This is a genomic window from Caballeronia sp. AZ1_KS37 (assembly GCF_023631165.1).
Taxonomy (GTDB): domain Bacteria; phylum Pseudomonadota; class Gammaproteobacteria; order Burkholderiales; family Burkholderiaceae; genus Caballeronia; species Caballeronia zhejiangensis.
Window position 1 is genome coordinate 591,586 of record NZ_JALQDP010000001.1, and the last position, 26,379, is coordinate 617,964.

Consider the following 26,379-nt stretch of genomic DNA (forward strand, 5'->3'; position numbering starts at 1 on the left):
AAAAGCTGCGCCACGCCGCGACAGGCTTGCAAAAACTACTGTTTTTTTATACAGTGTCTGCGTGAGTGGGAAGGGCGGTTTCGTATGCTCGATCGAGCGGCGAAAAACCCCGTGAACACTGCCTCAGACGCCGTTCATCATAGCAAAGGACGATTCATGGAAGAAAGCAAGAAAGGCCCGGCTGGCATGACTGCGGAGAAGAGCAAGGCCCTGGCCGCCGCGCTCTCGCAGATCGAAAAGCAATTCGGCAAAGGGTCGATCATGCGGCTCGGCGCAGGTGAGGCGGTCGAAGACATTCAAGTGGTTTCCACCGGTTCGCTCGGGCTGGACATCGCGCTCGGCGTCGGCGGCTTGCCGCGCGGTCGTGTCGTGGAAATCTACGGTCCGGAGTCGTCGGGTAAAACCACGCTCACGCTGCAGGTGATCGCGGAGATGCAGAAGCTCGGCGGCACGGCGGCGTTCATCGACGCGGAACACGCGCTCGACGTGCAGTACGCCGGCAAGCTCGGCGTGAACGTGCCCGAACTGCTGATCTCGCAGCCGGACACGGGCGAGCAGGCGCTCGAAATCGCGGACGCGCTGGTGCGCTCCGGCTCCATCGACATGATCGTGATCGACTCGGTCGCGGCGCTCGTGCCGAAGGCGGAAATCGAAGGCGAAATGGGCGACTCGCTGCCGGGTCTGCAAGCGCGTCTGATGTCGCAGGCGCTGCGCAAGCTCACCGGCACGATCAAGCGCACGAATTGTCTTGTCATCTTCATCAACCAGATCCGCATGAAGATCGGCGTGATGTTCGGCAACCCGGAAACCACCACGGGCGGCAACGCGCTCAAGTTCTACTCGTCGGTGCGTCTGGATATCCGCCGTATCGGTTCGATCAAGAAGAACGACGAAGTCATCGGCAACGAGACGCGCGTGAAGGTTGTGAAGAACAAGGTCTCGCCGCCGTTCCGCGAAGCCATCTTCGACATTCTTTATGGCGAAGGCATTTCGCGTCAGGGTGAAATCATCGATCTGGGCGTGCAGGCGAAGCTGGTCGACAAGGCGGGGGCCTGGTACAGCTACAACGGCGATCGCATCGGTCAGGGCAAGGACAACGCGCGGGAATTCCTGCGCGAAAATCCGGACATCGCGCGCGAGATCGAGAACAAGATCCGCGAATCGCTGGGCGTCGCTGCATTGGGCGAAGCTGTCGTCGCAAGCGCCGCAGCGGCCGACGACGAGTAAGCATCGAGCCTGAAGGAAGATGCAGACGCGCCGGCTCGGATCCAAGGCAGACCCGGCGGATAACGGAACCGGCGACGATTCCGATTCCGTCGATCGCTACGAGCGAAGCAGCGAGCGGCGCGGTGCATCGTCGAAGTCAGGCGGCTTCAGGCGCAGCAACAAGGAACGCGCCGGCGCGAAGTCATTCGCGTCGGCGCGTCGCGTTTTCGAGCCTGTTAAAAGGGATGAAAGCAGCGTAGATGCGAATGATCGCGCGGCCCGCCTGGAACAAGCTCGCGCCTTACTGAAGCAGGCGACAGCGCAGCCGAAGGCGCCCCCCGCCGATCGCAGCCCGCCGTCCGCTAACCCCCCGGACCCATTCGAAGACGCCGATCCATTCGAGCCCTTCGAACAATGCGTGCCTTCCGAGCCATCGCCAGCCGTTTCCGGCGAAACGGTTTATAGCCGCTCCAGCCAGCGCACCCGCAAGACATCGGCAAACGAAGTCAACAATCCCAAACGTCCGCAACGCTCGTTGAAGGGCCGCGCGCTCGCGTTCCTGTCGCGTCGCGAGTACAGCCGCGCGGAGTTGTCGCGCAAGCTGCGTCCGTACGTCGAAGAAGCCGCTCCGCTCGAATCCCTGTTGGACAGTCTCGAGCGCGATGGCTGGCTGTCGAACGAGCGCTTCGTCGAGAGCGTCGTGCATCGGCGGGCGTCGCGCATGGGCGGCAGCAGGATCATCAGCGAGCTGAAGCGGCATGCCGTCGGCGAAACGCTCATCAGCGAAACCGCCGACAAGCTCGCACAGTCCGAAACCGCGCGCGCCAGGGCGGTGTGGGAAAAGAAATACGGCGTGCCGCCGGAGACGCCCGCCGAGCGCGCCAAGCAGGCGCGCTTTCTGGCTGCGCGCGGTTTTTCGAGCGGTACGATCGGCAAGATATTGAAGGGCGGTGACGAAGATTGGAGCGAGGAAATCGTCGACGACTGAGCGCCCGTTCGGCTTGATCCGCACGCGCGTTCCATTCGTCAGGCACATGCCCGGCTCGAAATACCCGATATGCTAAAATTCCACGGTTTTCCCCGTACCGGCTCACTCCAGCATGCCTCTCTCGCCTCCCGCTCCCCGACAATTGCGTCATAGCCGCGCGATTCGAGTGGAAGCGTTCGAACGCGACGACGGCCTGTGGGATATCGAAGCCTGTCTAACCGATGAGAAGCCGCGCGACTTCCAGCTCGCGACGGGCGTCCGGCCGCACGGCCTGCCGATCCATGAACTCTGGCTGCGCATCACCATCGATCGCACACTCAGCATCGTCGACGTCGAAGCGTCGTCCGACTGGGCGCCGTATGGCGGTTTGTGCGCCGAGTCCAATGCGGTCTATCGCAAGCTCATCGGGCTCAATCTCCTCCAGAATTTTCGCCGCGAAGCCAACACGCTGCTGCGCGGCACTGCCGGCTGCACGCATCTCACCGAGTTGTGCGGGGTCTTGCCGACCGCAGCCATTCAGGCATTCGCGGGCGACGTCTGGAAGATCGAGGACGGCAATCCATTCAAGCAAGCCGACGCCAACGCGCAGCGCGACGAGCCGCCGTTTCAGCTCGGCCGATGCCACGCGCTGCGTTTCGACGGACCCGCGGTCAGGGAACACTACCCGCGCTGGTTCGGCCACGCGCCCGGCGAACCATCCAGATCCGGAACAACGGTGCAAGACAGGCCGGAGACAAAGTCCGCCTCGTAGCGCGCAAGCAGCGCTCGCGCTCACGCACGGAATTCAAACAAGAAAAGAATCAGCGGTTCAAGCAAACAGAAGTTCACTCCAACTCTCAGACTGAAGGAATCACGCATGAAGATTCACGAGTACCAGGGTAAGGAAATCCTGCGGAAATTCGGCGTCGCGGTCCCGCGCGGCAAACCCGTGTTCTCGGTGGATGATGCGGTCAAGGCCGCGGAAGAGCTGGGCGGCCCGGTTTGGGTCGTCAAGGCGCAGATTCACGCCGGCGGCCGCGGTAAGGGCGGCGGCGTGAAGGTCGCGAAGTCGATCGAACAGGTCCGCGAATACGCGAACCAGATCCTCGGCATGCAGCTCGTCACGCACCAGACCGGCCCCGAAGGCCAGAAGGTCAATCGCCTGCTGATCGAAGAAGGCGCGGACATCAAGAAGGAACTGTACGTCGGCCTCGTGCTCGACCGCGTTTCGCAGAAGATCGTCGTGATGGCGTCGAGCGAAGGCGGCATGGACATCGAAGAAGTCGCGGAAAAGACGCCGGAACTGCTGCACAAGTTCGCCGTCGAGCCGTCGACCGGTCTGCAAGACGCGGACGCCGATGATCTCGCACGCAAGATCGGCATTCCCGATGCATCGATCCCGCAAGCGCGCGCGATCCTGCAAGGCCTGTACAAGGCGTTCTTCGAAACCGACGCATCGCTCGCGGAAATCAACCCGCTGATCGTGACCGGCGAAGGCAAGGTCATCGCGCTCGACGCCAAGTTCAACTTCGATTCGAACGCGCTGTTCCGTCATCCGGAAATCGTCGCGTACCGCGATCTGGACGAAGAAGATCCGGCTGAAGTCGAAGCGTCGAAGTTCGACCTCGCATACATCTCGCTCGACGGCAACATCGGCTGTCTCGTGAACGGCGCAGGCCTCGCGATGGCCACGATGGACACCATCAAGCTGTTCGGCGGCGAGCCGGCGAACTTCCTCGACGTCGGCGGCGGTGCGACGACCGAGAAAGTGACCGAAGCGTTCAAGCTGATGCTGAAGAACCCGAACCTGAAGGCGATCCTCGTGAACATCTTCGGCGGCATCATGCGTTGCGACGTGATCGCCGAAGGCGTGATCGCTGCGTCGAAGGCCGTGGACCTGAAGGTGCCGCTCGTCGTGCGCATGAAGGGCACGAACGAAGACCTCGGCAAGAAGATGCTGGCCGACTCGGGCCTGCCGATCATCTCGGCGGACAGCATGGAAGAAGCCGCGCAGAAGGTCGTCGCGGCGGCCGAAGGCAAGTAAGCGCGTTCGCTTGTTGCCTTAAGAGAGCGTTCCACCAGATACGAATGGCGGCGCCTGGCTTTTTGCATGGCGACGCCAAACGAACAGAGGTCACTACATGTCGATTCTGATCAACAAAGACACGAAGGTCATCACGCAGGGCATCACCGGCAAGACCGGCCAGTTCCACACGCGCGCCTGCCGCGAATACGCGAACGGCCGCGAAGCGTACGTCGCGGGCGTGAACCCGAAGAAGGCCGGCGAAGACTTCGAAGGCATTCCCATCTACGCGTCCGTGAAGGAAGCGAAGGCCGAAACCGGCGCGACCGTTTCGGTCATCTACGTGCCGCCCGCGGGCGCTGCCGCCGCGATCTGGGAAGCCGTCGAGGCCGATCTCGATCTCGCGATCTGCATCACGGAAGGCATTCCGGTTCGCGACATGCTCGAAATCAAGGACCGCATGCGCCGCGAAAATCGCAAGACGCTGCTGCTCGGACCGAACTGCCCCGGCACGATCACGCCGGACGAGCTGAAGATCGGCATCATGCCGGGTCACATCCACAAGAAGGGCCGCATCGGCGTCGTGTCGCGTTCGGGCACGCTGACGTATGAAGCGGTCGGCCAGTTGACGGCGCTGGGCCTCGGCCAGTCGTCGGCGGTCGGTATCGGCGGCGATCCGATCAACGGTCTGAAGCACATCGACGTGATGAAGATGTTCAACGACGATCCGGAAACGGACGCCGTCATCATGATCGGCGAGATCGGCGGTCCGGACGAAGCGAACGCCGCTTACTGGATCAAGGACAACATGAAGAAGCCGGTCGTCGGCTTCATCGCGGGCGTGACGGCGCCTCCGGGCAAGCGCATGGGCCACGCAGGCGCGCTGATCTCGGGCGGTGCGGACACGGCTGACGCCAAGCTCGAAATCATGGACGCGTGCGGCATCAAGGTCACGAAGAATCCGTCGGAGATGGCACGTCTGCTGAAGTCGGTTCTCTGATCGAAGCAGGCAAATTACGCGAGGGTTTGGTACTCTTACTGATTCCTTTCGTAAAAGCCATTGAAAAGCGAGGGAGCGCTGCTTCCTCGCTTTTTTCATTTCAGCCTCATGCTTGAATTCTTTTCGACGCTCCATTGGGGCGCGGTCGTTCAGATCATCGTGATCGACATTCTGCTCGGCGGCGACAACGCCGTCGTGATCGCGCTCGCCTGCCGCAATTTGCCGGATCGGCAGCGCACGCGCGGCATCGTGTTCGGCACGCTCGGCGCAATCATCCTGCGCGTCGTGCTCATCGCGTTCGCGGTCTTTCTTCTCGACATTCCGTTTCTCAAGTTTCTCGGTGGCTTGCTGCTGCTGTGGATCGGCGTAAAGCTGATGCAGCCGGACCACGACGATCATCAGATCGACGCATCCGACCGGCTGTGGGCGGCGGTGAAGACGATCATCGTCGCCGATGCCGTCATGAGCCTCGACAACGTCATCGCGATCGCGGGCGCGGCCGAAGCCGCCGATCCGCGTCATAGGCTCACGCTGGTGATCTTCGGCCTGGTCGTGAGCATTCCGCTCATCGTCTGGGGCAGCACGCTGGTGCTGAAGCTGCTCGACCGCTTGCCCGCCGTCGTGCTGCTCGGCGCGGGTCTGCTCGGCTGGATCGCGGGCGGCCTCATCATCGACGATCCATTCATCGACCGATGGCCCGCGCTCAATACCGAACTCGTCGGATATGCGGCGCGTCTGGCGGGCGCGTTGCTTGTCGTCGCGTTGGGCTGGCTGCTCAAGCGGCGCGCGCTCGCCGACGGCAATCGCGCGGCGGGTTGATTTCTCCTAGGCCGTTCGGCTGACTGCCGCCGGAGCGGCTCCCTGAATACGATCGAAGCGTCCTGACCGCATTGCGCGGAAGGGCGCTTTTCTGTTTTTCAGGGAGTAGCAATGACGACGAAGGCTTCGGTTTTGGACGTGCCGCGCGAACGGCGCGCATGGTGGTTCGGGCGCACGAAAGATGCGCTGACACGCGGCTTCACACTGATCGAACTGATGATCGTGCTTGCGATCGTCGGCGTGGTCGCGGCGTATGCGATACCGGCGTATCAGGATTATCTTGCCCGAAGCCGCGTGGGCGAGGGCATGACGCTCGCGGCGGCCGCGCGCCTCGCAGTGGCGGAGAACGCGGCGAGCGGCGCGGATCTGGCGGGCGGATTCGCGTCGCCGCCGGGCACGCGCAACGTCGAGTCGATTCACGTCGACAGCGACAACGGGCAGATCACGATCGCCTATACGACGCGCGTCGCGCCGGCGGGTTCGAACACGCTCGTGCTCGTGCCTTCGACACCCGACAACGCCGATACACCTACGGCGCGCGTGTCGCTCAGCCGCGGTTCCGTGCAATCGGGGTCGGTGACGTGGGAATGCTTCGCGGGCAAGAAGACCGAGTCGTCGCTGCCCGCGCCGGGCGCCGGTCCGACGCCTGCGCAGGCACCGACATTGCCAGGCAATCTCGCACCGCCGGAGTGCCGCGCGTAAGCACTGAGGCGAAGCGCGGCGGGAGGATTTACGTCGCCGCCGCGCCGTCGCGCCGTCGTTTTTGCGCGAAAGTTGGCGATTTGGTAGCAAAACCGGCCGTTCGACGGACAGCGGGGGCAAAGTTTTGTATAGTGCGCCGGTCGCCGACGTTCCCAGTTCCTCATGCCTTCCCAATACGCGCGCTTTCTCTGCTTCGCCGTTCTGTGCCTTGCGTTGACGTTTCCCTTCGCGGTCGTCAACCACACGTATCCGATTCCGACCTTCTACGCCGAATACAGCGCGCTCGCGCTTTATCTGGCGCTCGGTGCGACGGTTGCGCTCCTCGTGCGCGTCTCCGAGCCGAAGGTGCCGTTCGCATCGCCGGTCGTCGCATTGATGCCGCTTGCGTTCGGCCTGTTGCTCGTCGCGCAGACGGTGCTGTTGCCGATCGCGCAGCCATCGATGAACTGGCTCGGCGGCGCGTATCTGCTCGCTTCGTTTCTCGCGGTGCATACGGGCTTCGGTCTCGTGCGGGCGGGGCTCGGCGAGAAGACGCTGCGTATCGGCGCGGCTGCGCTGATGGTCGGCGGACTGTTCGCGGTCTTCTGCCAGATCGTGCAGTTGCTGCATCTCGAAGTGAAATTCACGCCGTTCGTGGTCGCGTACAACGTGATGATCGAACGGCGCCCGTTCGGCAACATGGCGCAGGCGAATCACCTCGCGACCGTGATCGCGTTCGCGCTGGCGGGCGCGCTTTATTTCGTGCAGGCGCGTCGGCTGCCGCTCGTTCTGTGGCTGATCTTGTCGGCGATCTACTCGCTCGGGCTCGCGTTGACCGTATCGCGCGGGCCGTGGCTGCAGACGGCGGTGATAATCGTCGCCGGCTTCTGGATGGCGTTCGTGCTCGGGCGGCCGGTCGCGTCGGAAGGCTTCGACGGCCCCGGCCGCCGCGATGCGCGCGCGTGGATCGTCCCGATTCTGCTCGCGATCGTCTTTTTCGCGGTGAACGCGGCCGTGCGCTGGGCGAACGTGCACTTCGATTTCGGGCTCGCGCAATCGGCGGCGGAGCGCATGCAGGAAGCGAGTCAGATCGCGCCGCGCCTCGCGCTCTGGAAGTACGGCTGGACGATGTTCAAGACGCATCCGCTGCTGGGCGTCGGATGGGGCGAGTTTCCGCGCTATCAGTTCGACCTCGTGCGCGATCTGGGCGGCGTCGAGATCGCGAACAACGCGCACGACATCTTCATCGATCTGCTCGCAAAAACGGGTGCGCTCGGCGTCGCGATTCTGGTCGCGAGCGTCGTCTTCTGGCTGATTCGCGTGCTGCGCGCGCCGCAGACGCCGGCGCGCATTTTCGGATTGTCGCTGCTCGGCGTCCTGATGATGCATGCGCTCGTCGAGTATCCGCAGCAGTACATGTTCTTTCTGATGCCGGCGATGCTCGTCATCGGCCTACTGGAGACGCGTCCCTTGCGGCTGGTTCCGCGTCCGCTCTCTTATGGCGTATATGTCGTGCTGGTGCTCGGCGGGCTCGCGGCGTTGTATCCGACCTTACGCGACTACAACCGCGCGGAAGTGCTGTACTACGGCTCGCGCCCGGCCGAGCAGTATCGTGAAAATCCGTCTTTCCTGTTCACGGCGTGGGGCGAATACGGTGCGGCGACCTTGCTGCCGATCAACGCGCAGAACGTCGAGGAGAAACTCGCGGCGCATCGGAAGGCGATTGCGCTGTTGCCGGGCGAGACCGTGCTGCGCCGCTACGCGGTGTTGCAGGCGCTCGCCGGGCAGAAGGCCGAGGCGCTCGACACGATGGCGCGCCTGAAGATCTTCGCGACGCAGTTGCACGACTGGCCGAAGCAGCTTTTGGCCGTCTACGATCTGGCGGACGAAGCGGGCAAGCCGCTGGCGTCGTTCAAGGCGGATCTGGTGAAGCTGTATGGTGTGCCGCTGCCGAATCAGGAGCCTTCGGAGGATGAGGAAGAAGAGTGAGCGGTCAGGGCGCGGGCGACGGCTGGTCGTCCGCCACCCAATCCCCCGACTTCCCACCGTGCTTTTCCATCACTTTCACATTGGTGATGGTCATCCCCCGATCCACCGCCTTGCACATGTCGTAGATCGTGAGCAATCCGACCTGCACGGCGGTCAGCGCTTCCATTTCCACGCCCGTGCGCCCGACCGTCTCCACGCGCACTTCACAGTGCACGCCGGGTAGCGCTTCATCGATCGTGAAATCCACCGCGACGCGCGTCAGCGCCAGCGGATGACACAGCGGAATCAGATCGGCCGTGCGCTTCGCACCCTGAATCGCGGCGATGCGCGCGACGCCCAGCACATCGCCTTTTTTCGCTCGGCCTTCGCGGATCAGCGCGAGCGTGGGCGCGAGCATCGCGATCGAGCCGCGTGCAACGGCCACGCGGCGCGTTTCGTTTTTCGCGCCGACATCGACCATATGCGCCTCGCCGGCGGCATCGAAATGGGTGAGTCCGGACATAGCGTCTCCTTCGAATGGGCGCCTATCATACCAGCGTGAATCCGCGCGATTTTCCGCAGAACGCCACGGTCCGGCGCGACGCACCGCCGACCTGAGACGCGCCGCGCGCAACACTTGATACGATAAGCCCGTTTCGATTCTCGAGCCGACTATCGGCGCTTCGCGCCATGCATTTCACACGTCCGAGCCGCGCGCTCGCCTCCCTCCTTTGCGTCGCCCTCGCCATGCCGCCCGCGGCGCTGGCGCAATCGAACTCGCCTTCCGCGGGCTCGACCGGCACGCTCGCGGCCGCGCAACTGCGCGCGTCGCAGGAAAGCGCCAGCGGCGACGTGCCGGGCAACATCGCGGAAGGCGTGTTCGGCGTCTACGGCGGCGCGGAAAGCCGTTTCGCGAACCGCCCCGGGACGATGTCCGGTTTGCGCGCGCCGCTGTCGTCGGTGCAGCTTCCGGATCTCGGCGACGGCTCCGGCGGCTCCCTCACGCCGCAGGCCGAGCGCAAGGTCGGCGAGAAGATGATGCGCGAAGTGCGCGCCGATCCCGATTATCTCGACGACTGGCTGCTGCGCGACTATCTCGACTCGATCTCGTCGAAGCTTTCAGCGGCGGCGGCGACGCAGTATCTCGGCGGCTATCGGCCGGATTTCGATCTCTTCGCCGTGCGCGACGCGCAGATCAACGCGTTTTCGATGCCGGGCGGCTTTATCGGCGTGAACACGGGGCTGATTGCCGCGACGCAAACGGAATCGGAGCTGGCGTCGGTCATCGGCCATGAAATGGGGCACGTCCTTCAGCGGCACATCGCGCGGATGCTCAGCACGCAGGAAAAGAGTTCCTACGCCGCACTCGCCGGGATGCTCGCCGGCCTGCTCGCGGGCCTGCTCGCCCATAGCGGCGATCTCGGCATGGGCATCGCGATGGGCGGCCAGGCGTTCGCCGTCGACAATCAGTTGCGCTTCTCGCGCGCGGCCGAGCACGAGGCCGACCGCGTCGGTTTCCAGATGCTCGCGGCCGCCGGCTACGATCCTTACGCGATGGCAGCGTTCTTCGAGCGTCTCGATCGCGCGTCGATGGCCGATAACGGCGTGCCGCCGTACGTGCGCACGCACCCGCTCACGATCGACCGCATCGCCGACATGGAAGGCCGCGCGCGGCGCGTGCCGTACCGGCAGCCGCGTCAGTCGGCCGAATATGCGTTCGTGCGCGCCCGGGCGCGCGTGCTGCAGGTGAATTACGCGAGTGATTATCGCGAGGTCGCGAGCCGGCTCAAATCGGAAATCGAGGATCAGACGGCGCTCAATCCCGCGTCCAACTGGTACGGCATCGCGCTCGCGCAATCGCTGCTGGGCAATCACGACGCGGCCAGCGACGCGCTCGCGAAGGCGCGCGCGCTATTCGAGGGCGAGGAGGCGAGCGCGGCGGCGGCATCGGCGCAAGTGCAAAAGGAGGATCGCGCGGTTGGTCAAACGCAGCCGGCTCCGCGCAAGAAGAGCGGCGAGCCGTCGCTGCGCAACGCGGATGCGTCGACGATCGCGACGCCGCTCGACAACGCGCGCACGCCGCTCAATCTCGGAGACTCCGGCAACGGCAATGCATTGCGCGCGAAGAGCGACATCGTGCTTCCACCGGTTCGCGTCGAAGCCCGATCGGCTCCGCCGGCGAAACCTCAATCCGCACCGCCGGCGCTGCGCAGCACGCCGAGCCTCGACGTGCTCGCCGCCGACATCGCGCGCCGCGCCGGTCGCAACGACGATGCGATCCGCCTCGCGGACCTCGCGCAAAAGCGCTGGCCGGCGTCGCACGCCGCCATCGACGTGCATCTGCAGACGCTGCTTTCCGCGCGCCGCTTCGCCGACGCCCAGATGCTCGCGCGCCGCGAAACACGCGCCGAGCCGACGCGCCCCGACTGGTGGTTCTATCTCGCGCAGGCAAGCGCGGGTCTCAACGATCCGCTGCAACAGCATCAGGCGATGGCGGAAAAGTTCGCGCTCGATGGCGCGTGGGCATCCGCGATCCGGCAACTGAAGGAAGCGCGCGACGTCAAGACCGCGAGTTTCTACGATCTTTCGACGATTTCCGCCCGGCTGCGCGATTTCGAGACGCGCTACAAGGAAGAGCGCGAGATGGAGAAGAACGGCTAGCTAGCTCAGTCTTTCTTCGCGGCGGCGCGTTCGGCCGGACTCGCGACGAAGCCAAAGCGCGCGGCGACATCGGCGCGGGCGATCGGCTGCACGGTCAGATCGACGCCGTCGCGCCAGTGGAACACGCCGCGTGTGCCGGCATCGTCGAGCGACGCGTGGTCCGCGAACAGTTCGAGATCGTGATCGTGAAGGGCGGCGATGCGTGCGGGCGAGGCGTCATCGGAAAGGAGAATGCCGCCTGCGTCGTCGATCCAGACATGCGCCGGCTCGAACGGCGCGCCGCCCTGATCGATCAGCCGCAATGCGCCGTCCGCCGCATGCAGACGCACGATCCACGGCGTGTACACGAGCTCAACATACACGCGCTGCGGGCCGTTCTGAAAGAACCACTGGCCGTCGGCATCGCTTTCGTAGTTGCGGTTGATGAAGCCCAGCAGCGCCTCATGCCGGATCGGCGTGCCGAGTTCGCCGGCGGCTTGCGCGGCGTCGTCGCGCATACGCCACTGACCGCGCCGGTCGAGCAGCAGCCAGCCCGTGCAGTGCGGAACGTTGGGCCATTTGGCGAGCGCCTGCTTGACGATGTCATCCATGACGGTTCACGAAACGAAGTTCTCCAGATAACCGAACACGCGCTGCGACAGCCAGTCGATCCGGCCCGGAAACGGTCCCGTCATGAAGCCGACGTGCCCGCCGTGGTTCGGCTGATCGAGCGTCACGCGCGCCGATACTTCCGCCGTCGACGGCAACGCGAACTCGGGCAGGAACGGATCGTTGCGCGCGTTCAGCAGCAGCGCGGGCACTTCGATGTGCTTCAGATGCGCGCGGATCGTCGCCGTCGACCAGTAGTGATTGGTGTCGCGAAAGCCGTGCAGCGGCGCGGTGACGACGTTGTCGAACTCGTACAGCGTGCGCGCGGCGAGCACGGCGTTGCGGTCGTAGAGACCGGGATACTGCCCGAGCTTCGCGAGCGCCTTCTTTTTGAGCGACTTCAGGAAGCTGCGCGTATAGACCATGCCGAAGCCTTGCGAGATCGCGAGGCCGCCCGCGTGGACGTCGAGCGGCGCGGAAATGGCCGCCGCCGCGCTGATGATCGACGCGTCCGTGCCGCGCTGGCACAGCCAGTGCAGCAGCACGTTGCCGCCGAGCGACACGCCCGCCGCGACGATCGGCCCGCGATGCACTTGCGCGAGCCGCCGCAGAATCCAGTCGACTTCGGCGCTGTCCGCGAGATGGTAGAAGCGCGGCAGCAGATTGAGCGGGCCGCTGCAACTGCGGAAATGCGGCACGACGCCGTGCCAGCCGCGCGCCCGGGCGGCGGCCATCATCGTGCGAGCGTAGTGCGAATCGGAACTGCCTTCGAGGCCGTGGAAGAGCACGAAGAGCGGGGCGTTCGCGGCGGGTTGATCGGCGGGATCGGCGGGATCGTGCGCGAGAAAGTCGAGATCGATGAAATCGCCGTCGGGCGTATTCCAGCGCTCGCGCCGGTAACGCACGTCGGGCTTGCGGCCGAAGAGCGCCGGGACGATGGTTTGCGCATGGCTCGTGGGCAGCCAGCGCGGCGCGCTGTAGAGCCATTCGGCGGCGCCCGGCGAAAGCAGGCGCGCGGTTTCCTTCAGTGCCACGGCGGGCGCTTTGTCCACGAACGACGAATCGTGCTTCAACAACGGATCGCGCTTCATGGCCCCTCCCGACAGACGTCTTCTTCGAATTTCTTAGTGCAGCGGTCCCTGACCGTGACGCAGCTTCGCGGCGAACTGGCCCGCGGTTTCGATCGGCATCTCGCTTGCGTGAATATGCGCGATGCGCCACTCGCCGCGTTCGTGAACCATCACATACGTCGTGTAGATCATGCGCGGCGCGCTGGCTGGCTCGGCCGGCTGATGCGCTTCGGCGATCGCATAGACGACCGTGCCCAGGCTGTCGTACACGCGAATATCGAGCGGCTCGACGGTCACGGGCTGCGTCTCGAACTGCTTCGCGAGACCCGCGCGGATGCTTTCCAGCCCGTGCAGATGCGTGCCGTCCGCGCACACGCAGGTGGCGAACTCCTCGTCGATCCACAACGACATCACCGTGTCGATGCTGTTGTCCGCGACTGCCTGATAGTAAGCGTTGAGGGTATCGGCGGCGGCTTCGAAGAGGCGGGCGAAACGTGGCATGGCTCGTGGGTCTCTGGCATTCGATGCTTCACGCCAACGAAACGGCGCGCTGCAACGGTCATTGGTCAAAGCATGCCCCCGTTCGGAGACATTCGCGTGTCCGCACCCGCACACACGGCCGGAAACCGCCGGTACGAACACGCGTTTCGACGCGTGAGCGCAACATCAACGATGCGCGAGCAGCATGCCGCGCACATCGGCGAAGACCTGTTCGGCCGAGAGTTCGCGAAGGCAGTTCAGATGGCCGAGCGGACACTCGCGGGCAAAGCACGGACTGCATTCAAGATGCAGCCATTGTACCTTTGCGAGATCGGACAAGGGCGGCGTGTGGCGCGGATCGGTCGAGCCGTAGACCGCGACGAGCGGCCGGCGCGAGGCGGCCGCGACGTGCATCAGCCCCGAATCGTTCGTGACGACGGCGCTCGCCCGCGAAATCAGCGCGCACGCCTCACCGAGCGAAGTCTGGCCGCACAGGTTGCGCACCATCGGCGCGCGCTCCGCGATGGCCTGCGCGATCGGCGCATCCTTCTTCGAACCGAGCGCGATCATGCGCGCATACGGAAACGACTGCGCGATGAACTGGGCGAGCGAAGCGAAATGCTCCGGCGGCCAGCGCTTGGCCGGACCGTATTCCGCGCCGGGGCAGAACACGACGAGCGGCGCGCGCGTGTCGAGGTTGAAGCGCGTCGAGACGCGCGCGGCTTCGTTCGGATCGGCTTCGAGGCGCGGCACGGGCAGCGTCTGCGCGTCGGGAAGCGCGGCGGCTTCCGGCTGCGCGAACCGGTCGACGAACGGCAGCTTCGCGCCCGGCGCATAGGCGAGCGCCGCGTAATGCGCGGTCATCGGCGGACGGTCGGTCTTCGGCGGATTCGCGTGGCGCACGTTCAAGAGCCCGTAGCGGCTCTCGCCCTTGTAGCCGATGCGCAGGTTGATGCCCGCCATCCACGGAATCAGCGCGGATTTGACGGAGTTGGGCAGCACATAGGCGGCGTCGTAACCGACATCGCGCAAATCACTCGCGAGCTGCCAGCGGCGCAGCAGTTGCAGCTTGCCGTGGGCGAGGTCGGTCGCGTAGACATCGCGGATTTCCGGCATGCGCTCGAGCACGGGTGCGACCCAGGTGGGCGCGACGGCGTCGATCGCGATACGCGGATGAAGCTTGCGCAAGAGCGTGAAGAGCGGCTGCGCCATCAATGCGTCACCGATCCAGTTCGGTGCTATAACCAGCGCGCGGCGCATCTGTTGTTATCCGATCTCAAAATGAACGCGGCCCGCCGCCTTGGGGCGAGCCGTCGATTGTCGTGGGTATGTTTCGCGCCGCGTACGGCGCGCGTGAGCCAGGGCGCGGCCAGCGCCCCGCGGGCTTCAGTGACCGCCCTTGAGCACTTCGCCGTCTTTCAGCTTGTAGCGCGTGCCGCAATACGGGCAGCGCGCCTCGCCGTGCGTCACGTCGATGAACACGCGCGGATGCGTGCTCCAGCGCTGCATCTTCGGGTTCGGGCAGAAGGCGGGCAGATCCTTCGCCGACAATTCCACCAGCGGCATTTCCTTCAGGTCGCTCATTGCTATCTCTTTTCGTGATGTACGTCGCGCGGCGAGCGAACGGCCCGCCGCGTCGCATGAGATTGTTTAAACCTTCGCGAGCCAGCTCGCGTACTTCTCGTTCTTGCCGCCGACGACGTCGAAGAACGCGCTTTGCAGCTTTTCCGTGATCGGACCGCGCGCGCCCGAACCGATGGTGCGGTTGTCCAGCTCGCGGATCGGCGTGACTTCGGCGGCGGTGCCGGTGAAGAACGCTTCGTCGCAGGTGTAGACCTCGTCGCGGGTGATGCGCTTTTCGATCACCGGGATGCCGAAATCGCGCGCCAGCGTGACGACTGTGTCGCGCGTGATGCCGTCGAGGCACGAAGCCAGATCCGGCGTGTAGATCTTGCCGTTGTTCACGAGGAAGAAGTTTTCGCCGGAGCCTTCCGACACGTAGCCGTCGACGTCGAGCAGCAGCGCTTCGTCGTAGCCGTCGGCGACGGCTTCCTGGTTGGCGAGAATCGAGTTCACGTACCAGCCGGACGCCTTCGCGCGGACCATCGACACGTTCACATGATGGCGCGTGAACGACGACGTCTTCACGCGGATGCCCTTGGCGAGCCCGTCTTCACCGAGATACGCGCCCCACGGCCACGCGGCGATCGCAACATGGATGGTGTTGCCCTTCGCCGACACGCCGAGCTTTTCCGAGCCGACCCAGATGATCGGGCGGATGTAGCACGACTCGAGCGCGTTCGCCTTCACGACTTCGAGTTGCGCGGCTTCGAGCGTCGCGGCATCGAACGGGACGTCCATCTGGAAGATCTTCGCCGAGTTGAGCAGGCGCTTCGTGTGTTCCTTCAGGCGGAAAATGGCCGTGCCCTGCGCGGTCTTGTACGCGCGCACGCCTTCGAAGACACCCATGCCGTAGTGCAACGTGTGGGTCAGAACGTGGATCTTGGCATCACGCCAGTCGATCAGCTTGCCATCCATCCAGATCTTGCCGTCGCGGTCGGCCATTGACATACGGTTCTCCTAGCTGTCTCGTTCAAGTGAGTTCGGGGCAGGCCGCCAAAGACTTCCGGGCGGCGGCGCTCGCGCATCTCGCGCCGCGTTCGTGCATCGGCGATTGCCGGCGAACGCGCGCATCGGAGGCGCAAAGGCTGTGAAAGACCGTCATTTTAGCGTCTTTTCGCGACGAAACCGATCTTGGAGCGCCTTTCACGACGCTATAATTTGCCTTTCGCCGTCCGCTGAAAACAGCGGGACGAAACGGCGAAGCCCGCCATTCCCGATTTTCCCGGTTTTTCCCGATCCATCGCGCAATCGCTCGAGGCCGCGCATTGGCATCACGGGTGGTCTTCATCGCCTCGCATTCGCTCATGCTTGACCGGCTGTCCGACACCAATCGCCGCGCGTTTTTCGAGGGCGTGCGTACCTTTTCTCCCGCCGTCCTGGCGACGTTTTCCTGGGGTCTCGTGACCGGCGTCGCGATGACGAAGTCCGTGCTCACCGTGCCGCAGGCGCTCGGCATGTCGTTCGCGGTGTACGCGGGCTCGTCGCAGCTCGCGGTGCTGCCGCTCTTCGCCGCGAAGCTGCCGCTCTGGACGATTCTCCTGACCGCCGCGATGGTCAATCTGCGCTTCGTGATCTTCAGCGCGGGGCTCGCGCCGCATTTCTCGTGGCTGCCGCTGAAGCGGCGTCTGCTGCTCGGCTATTTCAACGGCGACATCATCTATCTGATGTTCTCGAAGCGGAATTTTCCTGCCGGCTGGCAGCCCGGCAAGGAGGCGTTCTTCTGGGGACTGGCGGTATCGAGCTGGTTGTCATGGCAAACATCGTCGGTGCTCGGCATCTTGCTCGCGAGCCTGATTCCCGATGACTGGGGCCTCGAACTCGCCGGCACGCTCGCGCTGATCCCGCTCATCGTTTCCGCTATCGCGACGCGTTCGACGCTCGCGGCGGTCGCGGTGGCGAGCGTCGTCGCGTTGCTGGCATTCGATCTGCCGTATCGTTTCGGCTTGCCGCTCGCGGTGTTCGCGGCGCTTATCGCGGGCACGCTCGCGGATGTCGTCGCCGAGCGGGCCGCGCCCAAATCCGCATCCGATGCCACGAGGTCCAGCCGATGAGCGCGCTGCAAGTCTGGCTCGCGATCATCGGCATGGGCGTGGTCACGGCGGTGACGCGCGCGCTCTTTCTGATCGGCGGCGAGCGCATGGTGCTGCCGCCGCGCGTGCAGCGTGTGCTGCGGTATGCGCCGGCCGCCGCGCTCGCGGGCGTCGTCGTGCCGGATCTGCTCGAAACGCCCGCGGGCATTTCGCTGTGGCTGTCGAACCATGCGTTGTGGGCATCGGCGGCGGGACTCGCGTATTACCTGTGGCGGCGCGGCATGATGGGCACGATCGCCGTCGGCATGGTGGTGTTCACGCTGCTGCGGCTCGTGGCCTGACCGCGGCGTGGAGATGGCTACGCGCCGCGTCAAATACGCGTCATCAACGATTGCCCGCTAAAAGCGGCCGGGTTGATCGGTTAAAATGAGGGTCTTTCCCGAGTGAGCGAGGTCGAAAGTGTGTCCGGCAGTCACCGCGCTACGGTTTTGCAATTCATTTTGCAACACGCCGCTCCCGGCTCCATCGCCGCGCCCGGGCAGGGCTTGCGCGCCTCTCCGGATTCATCTGTCTCATCCCTTTCTCCCGCATCCCGCGCGCGCGTTCGGCTTAAGCGCGCGTCCTTCGCCCCCAGCTTGAACCGCGCGCGAGCCGTCCTGCCCGGCGGCCTGCGCGCGGCGACTCCACGAACCGGCCCGCCCCGACGGCCGTTCCCGCCCGAACCGCTTCTTTATCTACGTTGACTCCCATGACGAAAGTACTGCGTTTCACCGATCTGATCGCCGAAGGCAAAGTCTCCGGCAAGCGTGTGTTCATCCGCGCGGATCTCAACGTGCCGCAAGACGATAACGGCAACATCACCGAAGATACGCGCGTGCGCGCCTCGGTCCCGGCGATCAAGGCCGCTCTCGACGCGGGCGCGGCCGTGATGGTCACGTCGCACCTCGGCCGTCCGACCGAAGGCCAGTTCAAGCCGGAAGACTCGCTCGCGCCGGTCGCGAAGCGTCTGTCGGAGCTGCTCGGCCGCGACGTGCCGCTCGTCGCCGACTGGGTCGACGGCGTTCAGGTCCAGCCGGGCAACGTCGTGCTGTTGGAAAACTGCCGCTGCAACAAGGGCGAGAAGAAGAACGACGACGGCCTCGCGCAGAAGATGGCGAAGCTCTGCGACGTCTACGTCAACGATGCGTTCGGCACCGCGCACCGCGCCGAAGCCACGACGCACGGCATCGCGAAGTACGCACCTGTCGCGTGCGCGGGACCGCTCTTGGCCGCTGAACTCGATGCGCTCGGCAAGGCGCTCGGCAACCCGAAGCGTCCGCTCGTCGCGATCGTCGCGGGCTCGAAGGTGTCGACCAAGCTCACCATTCTCAAGTCGCTCGCCGAGAAGGTCGATCAGCTGATCGTCGGCGGCGGCATCGCCAACACGTTCATGCTCGCGTCGGGCCTGAAGATCGGCAAGTCGCTCGCCGAAGCCGATCTCGTCGGCGAGGCGAAGGAAATCATCGAACAGGCGCGCACGCGCGGCGCATCGGTGCCGATTCCGAGCGATGTCGTCACCGCGAAGGAATTCGCCGCGACTGCGAAGGCGGAAACGAAGCCCGTCGCCGACGTCGCCGACGACGACCTCATCCTCGATATCGGCCCGGACACCGCGAAGGCGCTCGCCGCGCAACTCGAAACGGCCGGCACGATCGTCTGGAACGGGCCCGTCGGCGTGTTCGAATTCGACCAGTTCGGCAACGGCACCAAGACGCTCGCGCAGGCCATCGCGAATTCGTCGGCGTTCTCCATCGCCGGCGGCGGCGACACGCTCGCGGCCATCGCGAAGTACGACATCGCCGACAAGGTGAGCTACATCTCGACCGGCGGCGGCGCGTTCCTGGAATTCCTCGAAGGCAAGAAGCTGCCCGCGGTCGAAGTGCTCGAATCCCGCGCCGGGGCTTGAGGCGTTGGCCGCCCGAAACAATCCGGCGAAAGCAGGAAAGAAGGGCGCGCCAGCCGGCGGCGCGCAAACCGAAGAAATGGGAAGCGGCGCCGCGCTCGACGCGGCCGCCGAAGCAGCGCGGGTGATCGCGGAAGCGGCTCAACCCGATCAGACGGCGCCCGAAGACGAATCGGTGATTCCGGAAACGCCTCCGGTCATCATCGGCGGCGTGCCCGCCCATGCCCTGAATGAAATCGACAAAGCGACGCCGGCACGAACCGGCGCGCGCGCGCAACCGGTGAGCAACACCTCACTGCAAGCGCAACGTGCTCGCGGCCTCAACACGGGCGTTCCTACAGAGACGAGGAAAGACATGCATCGCGCTACCAAGATTGTTGCCACCATCGGCCCGGCTTCAACGAGCCCGGACGTCCTGCTGCAAATGCTGCAGGCGGGCCTCGACGTCGTTCGCTTCAACTTCTCGCACGGCACCGCCGACGATCACCGCCAGCGCGCCGAAATCGTCCGCGAGGCGGCGCGTCAGGTGGGCCGGGAAGTCGCGATCATGGCGGACCTGCAGGGCCCGAAGATCCGCGTCGGCAAGTTCGAGAACAACAAGACGATGCTCGTCGCGGGCAATCCGTTCATCCTCGATGCGAACTGCACGCTCGGCAACAACGAGCGCGTCGGGCTCGACTACAAGGATCTGCCGCGCGACCTGCGCGCGGGCGACGTGCTCCTGCTCAACGACGGCCTCATCGTGCTCGACGTGGTGCGCGTCATCGGCGAAGAGATTCACACGACGGTGAAGGTCGGCGGCGAGCTCTCGAACAACAAGGGCATCAACCGTCAGGGCGGCGGTCTCACCGCGCCCGCGCTGACCGAGAAAGACATGGAGGACATCAAGACGGCGATGTCGCTCGGCGCGGATTTCGTCGCGGTGTCGTTCCCGAAGAACGCGACCGACATGGAAATGGCGCGTCAGCTCGCGAACATCGCGGGCGCGCCGTACGGCATCAAGCCGAAGATGATCGCGAAGATCGAGCGCGCCGAAGCCATTCCGGCGCTGCAAGGCATTCTCGACGCATCGGACGGCATCATGGTCGCGCGCGGCGATCTCGCGGTCGAAGTCGGCAACGCGGCGGTTCCGGCGCTGCAAAAGCGCATGATCCGCATGGCGCGCGAGTCGAACAAGCTCGTGATCACCGCCACGCAGATGATGGAATCGATGATCCACGCGCCCGTGCCGACGCGCGCCGAAGTCTCCGACGTGGCGAACGCCGTGCTCGACGGCACCGACGCCGTGATGCTTTCCGCCGAAACCGCGGCCGGCAAGTATCCGGTGACGACGATCGAAACGATGGCCGCCATCTGTATCGAAGCGGAGAAGTCGGAAGAATCGCAGCTCGATCGCGATTTCCTCGACCGCACGTTCACGCGCATCGACCAGTCGATCGCGATGGGCGCGCTCTTCACGGCGTTCCATCTCGGCGCGAAGGCCGTCGTCGCGTTGACGGAATCCGGTTCGACCGCGCTGTGGATGTCGCGTCACTGGACGCACGTGCCGATCTTCGCGCTGACGCCGCGCGTGTCGAGCGAACGGACGATGTCCCTGTACCGCAACGTGACGCCGCTGCACGTCGACACCAACATGGACCGCGACACGGCGCTGAATCAGGCGCTGGAAGTGGTCGTGTCGAAGGGTTACGCGGCGCGCGGCGATATGGTCGTGCTGACGGTCGGCGAACCGATGGGCCAGGCAGGCGGCACGAACACGCTCAAGATCGTGCGCGTGGGCGATCACTTCTAAGCGTTTTTGAGAACGCTGCGCGGTCAAACGCCGCGCGATTTGTCGCAAGTCCGGAGCGAGCGCGGTCCCAGCACCCGCGCTCGTTTCGTCAAGCGCGCAGGACGATGAAGCCGAAAACCGCCCGAGAGCGAGTTCGCGCGCTGAAGAATTCGTTTCACTTATGGAGTCTCACCACAATGCCTCTCGTATCAATGCGTCAACTGCTGGATCACGCTGCGGAAAACGGTTACGGTCTCCCGGCGTTCAACGTCAACAATCTGGAACAAGTGCAGGCGATCATGTCGGCGGCGAACGAAGTCAACGCGCCCGTCATCATGCAGGCGTCCGCTGGCGCGCGTAAGTACGCGGGCGAAGCGTTCCTGCGTCATCTGATCGAAGCGGCGGTCGAGTCGTATCCGCATATTCCGGTCGTGATGCATCAGGATCACGGTCAGTCGCCCGCGGTGTGCATGGCCGCGATCCGCTCGGGCTTCACCAGCGTCATGATGGACGGCTCGCTCGAAGCCGACGGCAAGACGGTCGCTTCCTACGAGTACAACGTCGCGGTGTCGAAGCAGGTCGTGGAGTTCTCGCATTCGATCGGCGTAACGGTCGAAGCCGAACTGGGCGTGCTCGGCTCGCTCGAAACGATGAAGGGCGACAAGGAAGACGGCCACGGCGCCGAAGGCACGATGACGCGCGAGCAGCTTCTGACCGACGTCGAGCAGGCCGCCGATTTCGTCAAGCAGACGCAATGCGATGCTTTGGCGATCGCGATCGGTACGTCGCACGGCGCGTACAAGTTCTCGAAGAAGCCGACGGGCGATATCCTCGCCATCGACCGCATCCGCGAAATTCACCAGCGCATTCCGAACACGCACCTCGTGATGCACGGTTCGTCGTCGGTACCGCAGGAATTGCTGGCCGAAATCCGCGAATTCGGCGGCGACATGAAGGAAACCTATGGCGTGCCGGTCGAGGAGATTCAGGAAGGCATCAAGCACGGCGTTCGCAAGGTGAACATCGACACCGATCTGCGCCTCGCGATCACCGGCGCGATCCGCCGCTATCTGTTCGAAAATCCGTCGAAGTTCGATCCGCGCGATTATCTGAAGCCCGCGCGCGAAGCGGCGAAGGAAATCTGCCGCCAGCGCTATATGCAGTTCGGCTGCGAGGGCATGGCCGGCAAGATCAAGCCGGTTTCGCTCGACAAGATCGCCGAAAAGTACAAGTCCGGCGCGCTGGCTCAGATCGTGAAATGAGACTGATCTGAATCAGCCGGGTTTTGTAAAGTAAAATCAACGGGTTCCGGGTTCGGAACCCGTTCGTCTTTCTCCTCGCCGCTTCCCACGTCGAAGCGGCGAATCACTTTTTTCCGGTACATGACGATGTCCACGCTATACGAATCCACGATCAAATCGCTGCCGCTGCTCGGCCGCGGCAAGGTCCGCGACAACTACGCCGTCGGCGACGACAAGCTCCTTATCGTGACGACCGACCGGCTTTCCGCATTCGACGTCGTCATGGGCGAGCCGATTCCGAACAAGGGCCGCGTGCTCAACACGATGGCCGATTTCTGGTTCGAGAAGCTCGGCCACATCGTGCCGAACCACAACACGGGCATCGATCCGGCGACGGTCGTCGCAGCGGACGAAGCCGAGCAGGTGAAGGGCCGCGCGGTCGTCGTGAAGCGCCTGGAGCCGATTCTCGTCGAAGCCGTGGTGCGCGGTTATCTCGCGGGCAGCGGCTGGAAGGACTATCAGGCGACGGGCGCGGTGTGCGGCGTCGAACTGCCGCCGGGCCTTCAGAACGCGCAGAAGCTGCCCGAGCCGATTTTCACGCCTGCGGCCAAGGCCGAAATGGGCCATCACGACGAAAACATCACCTACGATGAGATGGAACGCCGCATCGGCACGGAGCTTTCCGCGACGATCAAGCGCATTTCCATCCAGTTGTACAAGGAAGCGGCCGAGTACGCGGCGACGCGCGGCATCATCATCGCGGATACGAAGTTCGAGTTCGGCCTCGACAACAAGGGCGATCTCTATCTGATGGACGAAGTGCTGACCGCCGATTCGTCGCGCTTCTGGCCCGCCGATGGCTATCAGGTGGGCACGAATCCGCCGTCGTTCGACAAGCAGTTCGTGCGCGACTGGCTCGAAACGCAGCCGTGGAAGAAGGAACCGCCCGCGCCCAAGCTGCCCGACGACGTGATCGCGAAGACGTCGGAGAAGTATCAGGAAGCGCTCCAGCGTTTGACCGGCAAGACGCTCGACTGAGTAAGAAAGATGACGAACGAAGTACACAAGAACGAAGCGCCGCTCGTCGGCGTGTTGATGGGCTCCAGTTCCGACTGGGACGTGATGAAGCATGCCGTCGCGATGCTGCAGGAATTCGGCGTGCCGTACGAGGCACAGGTCGTCTCGGCGCACCGGATGCCGGACGAGATGTTCGCCTACGCGGAAAGCGCGCGCGAGCGCGGCCTGCGCGCGATCATCGCGGGCGCGGGCGGCGCGGCGCATCTGCCGGGCATGCTGGCCGCGAAAACCACGGTGCCGGTGCTCGGCGTGCCGGTGGCGAGCAAGTATCTGAAGGGCGTCGATTCGCTGCATTCGATCGTGCAGATGCCCAAGGGCGTGCCGGTCGCGACGTTCGCCATCGGCGAGGCGGGCGCGGCGAACGCGGCGCTCTTCGCGGTATCGATATTGAGCGTCACCGATGCGAAATTCGCCGATGCGCTCGCCGCTTTTCGCGTGAAGCAGAATCAGGCGGCGCGGGACATGACGCTGCCGCCGCTGTGATCCCACTTCGCAATCTGGCCCAACGATGAATCCACAAAACTCCCCGATCTCTCCCATCCTGCCGGGCGCATGGCTCGGCATGGTCGGCGGCGGCCAGCTCGGCCGCATGTTCTGCTTCGCCGCGCAATCGATGGGCTATCGCGTCGCCGTTCTCGATCCGGATGAGACGAGCCCCGCTGGCGCCGTCGCGGATCGCCATATCCGCGCCGCCTACGACGACCGCGCCGCGCTCACGGAACTCGGCCGACTGTGCGCGGCAGTATCGACGGAATTCGAGAACGTGCCGTCCGCCAGCCTCGAATTTCTCGCGTCGTGCACGTTCGTGAGCCCGGCGGCGAGTTGCGTGGCGATCGCGCAGGATCGCGTCGCGGAGAAACGCTTCATCGCGGAATCGGGCGTGCCGGTCGCGCCGCATGTCGTGATCGAATCGACGGAAGCGCTCGCCGCGCTGCCCGACGAGAAGATCGCGGCCGTGCTGCCGGGCATTCTCAAGACCGCGCGTCTCGGCTATGACGGCAAGGGGCAGGTCAGCGTGCGCAACGTCGCGGAATTGCGCAACGCGCATGCGTCGCTGTCGGGCGTGCCGTGCGTGCTGGAAAAGCGCATGCCGCTGAAGTACGAAGTGTCCGTGCTGATCGCGCGCGGCGGCGACGGCAAATCGGCCGTGTTTCCGCTCGCGCAGAACGTGCATGTGAACGGCATTCTCGCGAGGACGGTCGTGCCCGCCCCCGATGCGCCCGATGCGCTCGTCGCGCAGGCGCAGGACGCCGCGCTGACGATCGCCGCGAAGCTCGGTTACGTCGGCGTGCTGTGCGTCGAATTCTTCGTGCTGGAAGACGGCTCGCTCATCGCCAACGAAATGGCGCCGCGCCCGCACAATTCCGGCCACTACACCGTCGATGCCTGCGCCACGAGTCAATTCGAGCAGCAGGTGCGCGCGATGACCGGCATGCCGCTCGGCGACACGCGCCAGCATTCGCCGGCCGCGATGCTGAATCTGCTCGGCGATATCTGGTTCGATGGCGACAAGGCGCGTTCGCCCGCGTGGGCGGAAGTCGCCGCGATGCCGGCGGCGCGGCTGCATCTGTACGGCAAGGAAGAGGCGCGCCGGGGCCGCAAGATGGGCCACATCAACTTCACGGCGGCGACGCTCGAGGAAGCGCGCACGGCGGCGCGTGACTGCGCGCGCATGCTGCATATCCCGCTCGATTGAGTTTTTTCGTAGTAGAAGCAATGACCATCATCTATCCGAGCGCCGCGCAGATCGACGAAGCCGCGGCCCTGCTCGATGCCGGCGAACTCGTCGCGTTTCCGACCGAGACGGTCTACGGGCTTGGCGGCGACGCCGAGAATCCCGAGGCCATCGCGCGCATCTATGCGGCGAAAGGGCGGCCGGCGAATCATCCGGTGATCGTGCATCTCGCGCCCGAGGCTGATCCGGGCTATTGGGTGCGCGAGTTGCCCGCCGATGCGCAGAAGCTCATCGATGCGTTCTGGCCCGGTCCTTTGACGCTGATTCTCAAGCGCGCCGCGCATATTCCGGCGGCGGTCAGCGGCGGACAGGATTCGGTGGGCGTGCGGTGCCCGTCGCATCCGGTGGCGCAGCAATTGTTGTCGGCGTTTCATCGGCGGCGAATGGGGACGGGCAAGCAGGGCGGCGTCGCGGGGCCGTCGGCGAATCGTTTCGGGCATGTGAGCCCGACGACCGCGCAGCACGTTCGCGACGAGTTCGGCGATGCCGTGCATGTGCTCGATGGCGGCGCGGCGGATGTCGGCATCGAATCGACGATTCTGGATTTGTCGCGGGGCTTTCCGGCGCTGCTGCGGCCGGGGCATGTGAGTCCGCGGCAGATCGCGGATGTCATCGGGATCGCGCCGAAGCTGCCGGATGGATCGGATGCGACCGCGCCGCGTGCTTCCGGGACGCTGAAGGCGCATTACGCGCCGCGCACGCCGCTTTTGCTGCTGCCGTTCGCGTCGATCGAGCCGTTGCTTCGTAATCGTGACGGGAAGATTGCGCTGGTGGCGCGGGCGTCGAGCGCGGGGGAATGGGCGCGGGCTGCCGATGTTCACTTCGTGGCGGCGCCTGAGGATCCGCAGACTTACGCGCGCGATCTTTATGGCTTGCTGCGGGCGCTGGATCGGGCCAATGTCGAGCGGATTCTGATCGAGAAGCTGCCGGAGACGGTGGAGTGGATTGCTGTCAACGATCGGCTTGGCAGGGCGGCGGCGGCGTTCGAGGCGGAAGAGTGATTACTGGACTTTGCGCCTGTTTGTGAAAGATGGGTTTGGGGGATTTTGCTTTCCGGTCAGGAAGTTATGATGCAGGGGTTCCTCCGCGTGCGCGGAGATAGACCCGAACAAAAATGCAGAAGAGCGAGTGGAGGAAAGGTTCCTCCGCGTGCGCGGAGATAGACCGTGCGCCCGAGCCGGGAATCGGCTCATCAAAGAGGTTCCTCCGCGTGCGCGGAGATAGACCCGCGACGAAGGACCGGTCTGTACGCATGGCGTGGGTTCCTCCGCGTGCGCGGAGATAGACCCGTGCAGCGCTCCCATGTCGTCGAGATACCACCGGTTCCTCCGCGTGCGCGGAGATAGACCCATCAGACTCTTGGCAATCTCGCCCGCGTTCTCGATTCCTCCGCGTGCGCGGAGATAGACCCTCAAGATCGCGGCTGAAGTGGCCGGTTCGGGGGATTCCTCCGCGTGCGCGGAGATAGACCGTACTAGAACGTCAAACTGGACCGTA

The 26,379-nt window shown here is 64.7% G+C and carries 26 protein-coding genes and 1 CRISPR repeat array; of the genes, 18 read left to right on the forward strand and 8 right to left on the reverse strand.

The annotated features are described in order from the left end of the window. Nucleotides 1–156: 156 nt before the first annotated feature. The 8 genes from recA to NCS00_RS02850 all read left to right on the forward strand — a co-directional run bounded on the left by recA (nucleotide 157) and on the right by NCS00_RS02850 (nucleotide 8,685). Nucleotides 157–1,227: a recombinase RecA gene (gene recA, locus NCS00_RS02815; protein WP_008351360.1), complete on the forward strand. Its 1,071-nt coding sequence runs from the start codon at nucleotides 157–159 to the stop codon at nucleotides 1,225–1,227. 19 nt (nucleotides 1,228–1,246) lie between these two features. Further along, entirely contained in the window at nucleotides 1,247–2,194 is a 948-nt protein-coding gene (gene recX / locus NCS00_RS02820; RefSeq protein WP_008351358.1) for a recombination regulator RecX, read from the forward strand. A 112-nt stretch (nucleotides 2,195–2,306) separates the two neighbouring features. Further along, entirely contained in the window at nucleotides 2,307–2,945 is a 639-nt protein-coding gene (locus NCS00_RS02825; protein WP_034470713.1) for a DUF2889 domain-containing protein, read from the forward strand. A gap of 105 nt (nucleotides 2,946–3,050) precedes the next feature. Continuing rightward, the gene (sucC, locus tag NCS00_RS02830) at nucleotides 3,051–4,217 is read left to right on the forward strand and encodes an ADP-forming succinate--CoA ligase subunit beta (RefSeq protein WP_008351353.1); all 1,167 of its coding nucleotides are present in this window, start codon (nucleotides 3,051–3,053) and stop codon (nucleotides 4,215–4,217) included. A gap of 97 nt (nucleotides 4,218–4,314) precedes the next feature. Next, nucleotides 4,315–5,196: a succinate--CoA ligase subunit alpha gene (gene sucD, locus NCS00_RS02835; RefSeq protein WP_008351350.1), complete on the forward strand. Its 882-nt coding sequence runs from the start codon at nucleotides 4,315–4,317 to the stop codon at nucleotides 5,194–5,196. Nucleotides 5,197–5,304: 108 nt separating this feature from the next. After that, nucleotides 5,305–6,015, forward strand: coding sequence for a TerC family protein (locus tag NCS00_RS02840; RefSeq protein WP_008351349.1), 711 nt, complete (start codon nucleotides 5,305–5,307; stop codon nucleotides 6,013–6,015). Between the two features lie 111 nt (nucleotides 6,016–6,126). After that, entirely contained in the window at nucleotides 6,127–6,717 is a 591-nt protein-coding gene (locus tag NCS00_RS02845) for a pilin (RefSeq protein WP_008351347.1), read from the forward strand. Between the two features lie 162 nt (nucleotides 6,718–6,879). Further along, nucleotides 6,880–8,685: a PglL family O-oligosaccharyltransferase gene (locus NCS00_RS02850; protein ID WP_034470715.1), complete on the forward strand. Its 1,806-nt coding sequence runs from the start codon at nucleotides 6,880–6,882 to the stop codon at nucleotides 8,683–8,685. A 4-nt stretch (nucleotides 8,686–8,689) separates the two neighbouring features. On the opposite strand, the gene moaC is transcribed toward NCS00_RS02850, so the two are convergent. Beyond that, nucleotides 8,690–9,187, reverse strand: coding sequence for a cyclic pyranopterin monophosphate synthase MoaC (gene moaC, locus NCS00_RS02855; RefSeq protein ID WP_008351343.1), 498 nt, complete (start codon nucleotides 9,185–9,187; stop codon nucleotides 8,690–8,692). A 167-nt stretch (nucleotides 9,188–9,354) separates the two neighbouring features. Here moaC and NCS00_RS02860 point away from each other — a divergent pair, with 167 nt between their 5' ends. After that, the gene (locus tag NCS00_RS02860) at nucleotides 9,355–11,325 is read left to right on the forward strand and encodes a M48 family metalloprotease (protein ID WP_034470717.1); all 1,971 of its coding nucleotides are present in this window, start codon (nucleotides 9,355–9,357) and stop codon (nucleotides 11,323–11,325) included. Between the two features lie 5 nt (nucleotides 11,326–11,330). Here the strand turns inward: NCS00_RS02860 and NCS00_RS02865 are convergent, their stop codons facing one another. From NCS00_RS02865 to NCS00_RS02890, 6 genes are all read right to left on the reverse strand, one after another. Continuing rightward, on the reverse strand, nucleotides 11,331–11,915 hold the full coding sequence (locus NCS00_RS02865) for a DUF2946 family protein (RefSeq protein ID WP_008351340.1): 585 nt from the start codon (nucleotides 11,913–11,915) through the stop codon (nucleotides 11,331–11,333). A 6-nt stretch (nucleotides 11,916–11,921) separates the two neighbouring features. Next, nucleotides 11,922–13,004 carry a YheT family hydrolase gene (locus NCS00_RS02870; RefSeq protein ID WP_034470719.1) on the reverse strand — a complete coding sequence of 361 codons (1,083 nt, stop codon included), beginning with the start codon at nucleotides 13,002–13,004 and terminating at the stop codon, nucleotides 11,922–11,924. Nucleotides 13,005–13,037: 33 nt separating this feature from the next. Continuing rightward, complete coding sequence (locus NCS00_RS02875) at nucleotides 13,038–13,484, reverse strand: nuclear transport factor 2 family protein (protein ID WP_008351336.1); 447 nt, start codon at nucleotides 13,482–13,484, stop codon at nucleotides 13,038–13,040. Nucleotides 13,485–13,649: 165 nt separating this feature from the next. Then, nucleotides 13,650–14,723: a lipopolysaccharide heptosyltransferase II gene (gene waaF, locus NCS00_RS02880; protein ID WP_008351335.1), complete on the reverse strand. Its 1,074-nt coding sequence runs from the start codon at nucleotides 14,721–14,723 to the stop codon at nucleotides 13,650–13,652. Between the two features lie 126 nt (nucleotides 14,724–14,849). Continuing rightward, the gene (locus NCS00_RS02885; RefSeq protein WP_008351333.1) at nucleotides 14,850–15,047 is read right to left on the reverse strand and encodes a zinc-finger domain-containing protein; all 198 of its coding nucleotides are present in this window, start codon (nucleotides 15,045–15,047) and stop codon (nucleotides 14,850–14,852) included. Between the two features lie 66 nt (nucleotides 15,048–15,113). After that, complete coding sequence (locus NCS00_RS02890) at nucleotides 15,114–16,034, reverse strand: branched-chain amino acid transaminase (protein WP_250439008.1); 921 nt, start codon at nucleotides 16,032–16,034, stop codon at nucleotides 15,114–15,116. 356 nt (nucleotides 16,035–16,390) lie between these two features. Here NCS00_RS02890 and NCS00_RS02895 point away from each other — a divergent pair, with 356 nt between their 5' ends. The 5 genes from NCS00_RS02895 (at nucleotide 16,391) to fba (ending at nucleotide 22,091) form a co-directional block, all read left to right on the forward strand. Then, the gene (locus NCS00_RS02895) at nucleotides 16,391–17,137 is read left to right on the forward strand and encodes an AzlC family ABC transporter permease (protein ID WP_034470821.1); all 747 of its coding nucleotides are present in this window, start codon (nucleotides 16,391–16,393) and stop codon (nucleotides 17,135–17,137) included. Then, complete coding sequence (locus tag NCS00_RS02900; RefSeq protein WP_008351327.1) at nucleotides 17,134–17,457, forward strand: AzlD domain-containing protein; 324 nt, start codon at nucleotides 17,134–17,136, stop codon at nucleotides 17,455–17,457. Before NCS00_RS02895 ends, NCS00_RS02900 begins: the two co-directional genes overlap by 4 nt. Nucleotides 17,458–17,864: 407 nt before the next feature. Then, complete coding sequence (locus NCS00_RS02905; protein ID WP_008351325.1) at nucleotides 17,865–19,061, forward strand: phosphoglycerate kinase; 1,197 nt, start codon at nucleotides 17,865–17,867, stop codon at nucleotides 19,059–19,061. Between the two features lie 352 nt (nucleotides 19,062–19,413). Then, on the forward strand, nucleotides 19,414–20,850 hold the full coding sequence (pyk, locus tag NCS00_RS02910; RefSeq protein ID WP_008351324.1) for a pyruvate kinase: 1,437 nt from the start codon (nucleotides 19,414–19,416) through the stop codon (nucleotides 20,848–20,850). A 176-nt stretch (nucleotides 20,851–21,026) separates the two neighbouring features. Beyond that, nucleotides 21,027–22,091, forward strand: coding sequence for a class II fructose-bisphosphate aldolase (fba, locus tag NCS00_RS02915; RefSeq protein ID WP_008351323.1), 1,065 nt, complete (start codon nucleotides 21,027–21,029; stop codon nucleotides 22,089–22,091). Here the strand turns inward: fba and NCS00_RS02920 are convergent. After that, nucleotides 22,076–22,225 carry a hypothetical protein gene (locus NCS00_RS02920; protein WP_160172878.1) on the reverse strand — a complete coding sequence of 50 codons (150 nt, stop codon included), beginning with the start codon at nucleotides 22,223–22,225 and terminating at the stop codon, nucleotides 22,076–22,078. The genes fba and NCS00_RS02920 overlap by 16 nt on opposite strands. On the opposite strand from NCS00_RS02920, the gene NCS00_RS02925 reads away from it, so the two are divergent. From NCS00_RS02925 to NCS00_RS02940, 4 genes are read left to right on the forward strand one after another with little or no spacing between them, the layout of a single operon-like run. Further along, complete coding sequence (locus NCS00_RS02925; protein ID WP_034470824.1) at nucleotides 22,218–23,108, forward strand: phosphoribosylaminoimidazolesuccinocarboxamide synthase; 891 nt, start codon at nucleotides 22,218–22,220, stop codon at nucleotides 23,106–23,108. The genes NCS00_RS02920 and NCS00_RS02925 overlap by 8 nt on opposite strands. Nucleotides 23,109–23,117: 9 nt before the next feature. Beyond that, the gene (purE, locus tag NCS00_RS02930) at nucleotides 23,118–23,630 is read left to right on the forward strand and encodes a 5-(carboxyamino)imidazole ribonucleotide mutase (RefSeq protein WP_008351321.1); all 513 of its coding nucleotides are present in this window, start codon (nucleotides 23,118–23,120) and stop codon (nucleotides 23,628–23,630) included. 25 nt (nucleotides 23,631–23,655) lie between these two features. After that, on the forward strand, nucleotides 23,656–24,843 hold the full coding sequence (locus NCS00_RS02935) for a 5-(carboxyamino)imidazole ribonucleotide synthase (protein ID WP_008351320.1): 1,188 nt from the start codon (nucleotides 23,656–23,658) through the stop codon (nucleotides 24,841–24,843). Nucleotides 24,844–24,863: 20 nt separating this feature from the next. After that, on the forward strand, nucleotides 24,864–25,883 hold the full coding sequence (locus NCS00_RS02940) for an L-threonylcarbamoyladenylate synthase (protein ID WP_034470722.1): 1,020 nt from the start codon (nucleotides 24,864–24,866) through the stop codon (nucleotides 25,881–25,883). A 76-nt stretch (nucleotides 25,884–25,959) separates the two neighbouring features. Then, nucleotides 25,960–26,353: direct repeats of the CRISPR family, unit length 28 nt; unit sequence GGTTCCTCCGCGTGCGCGGAGATAGACC. Nucleotides 26,354–26,379 lie beyond the last annotated feature (26 nt).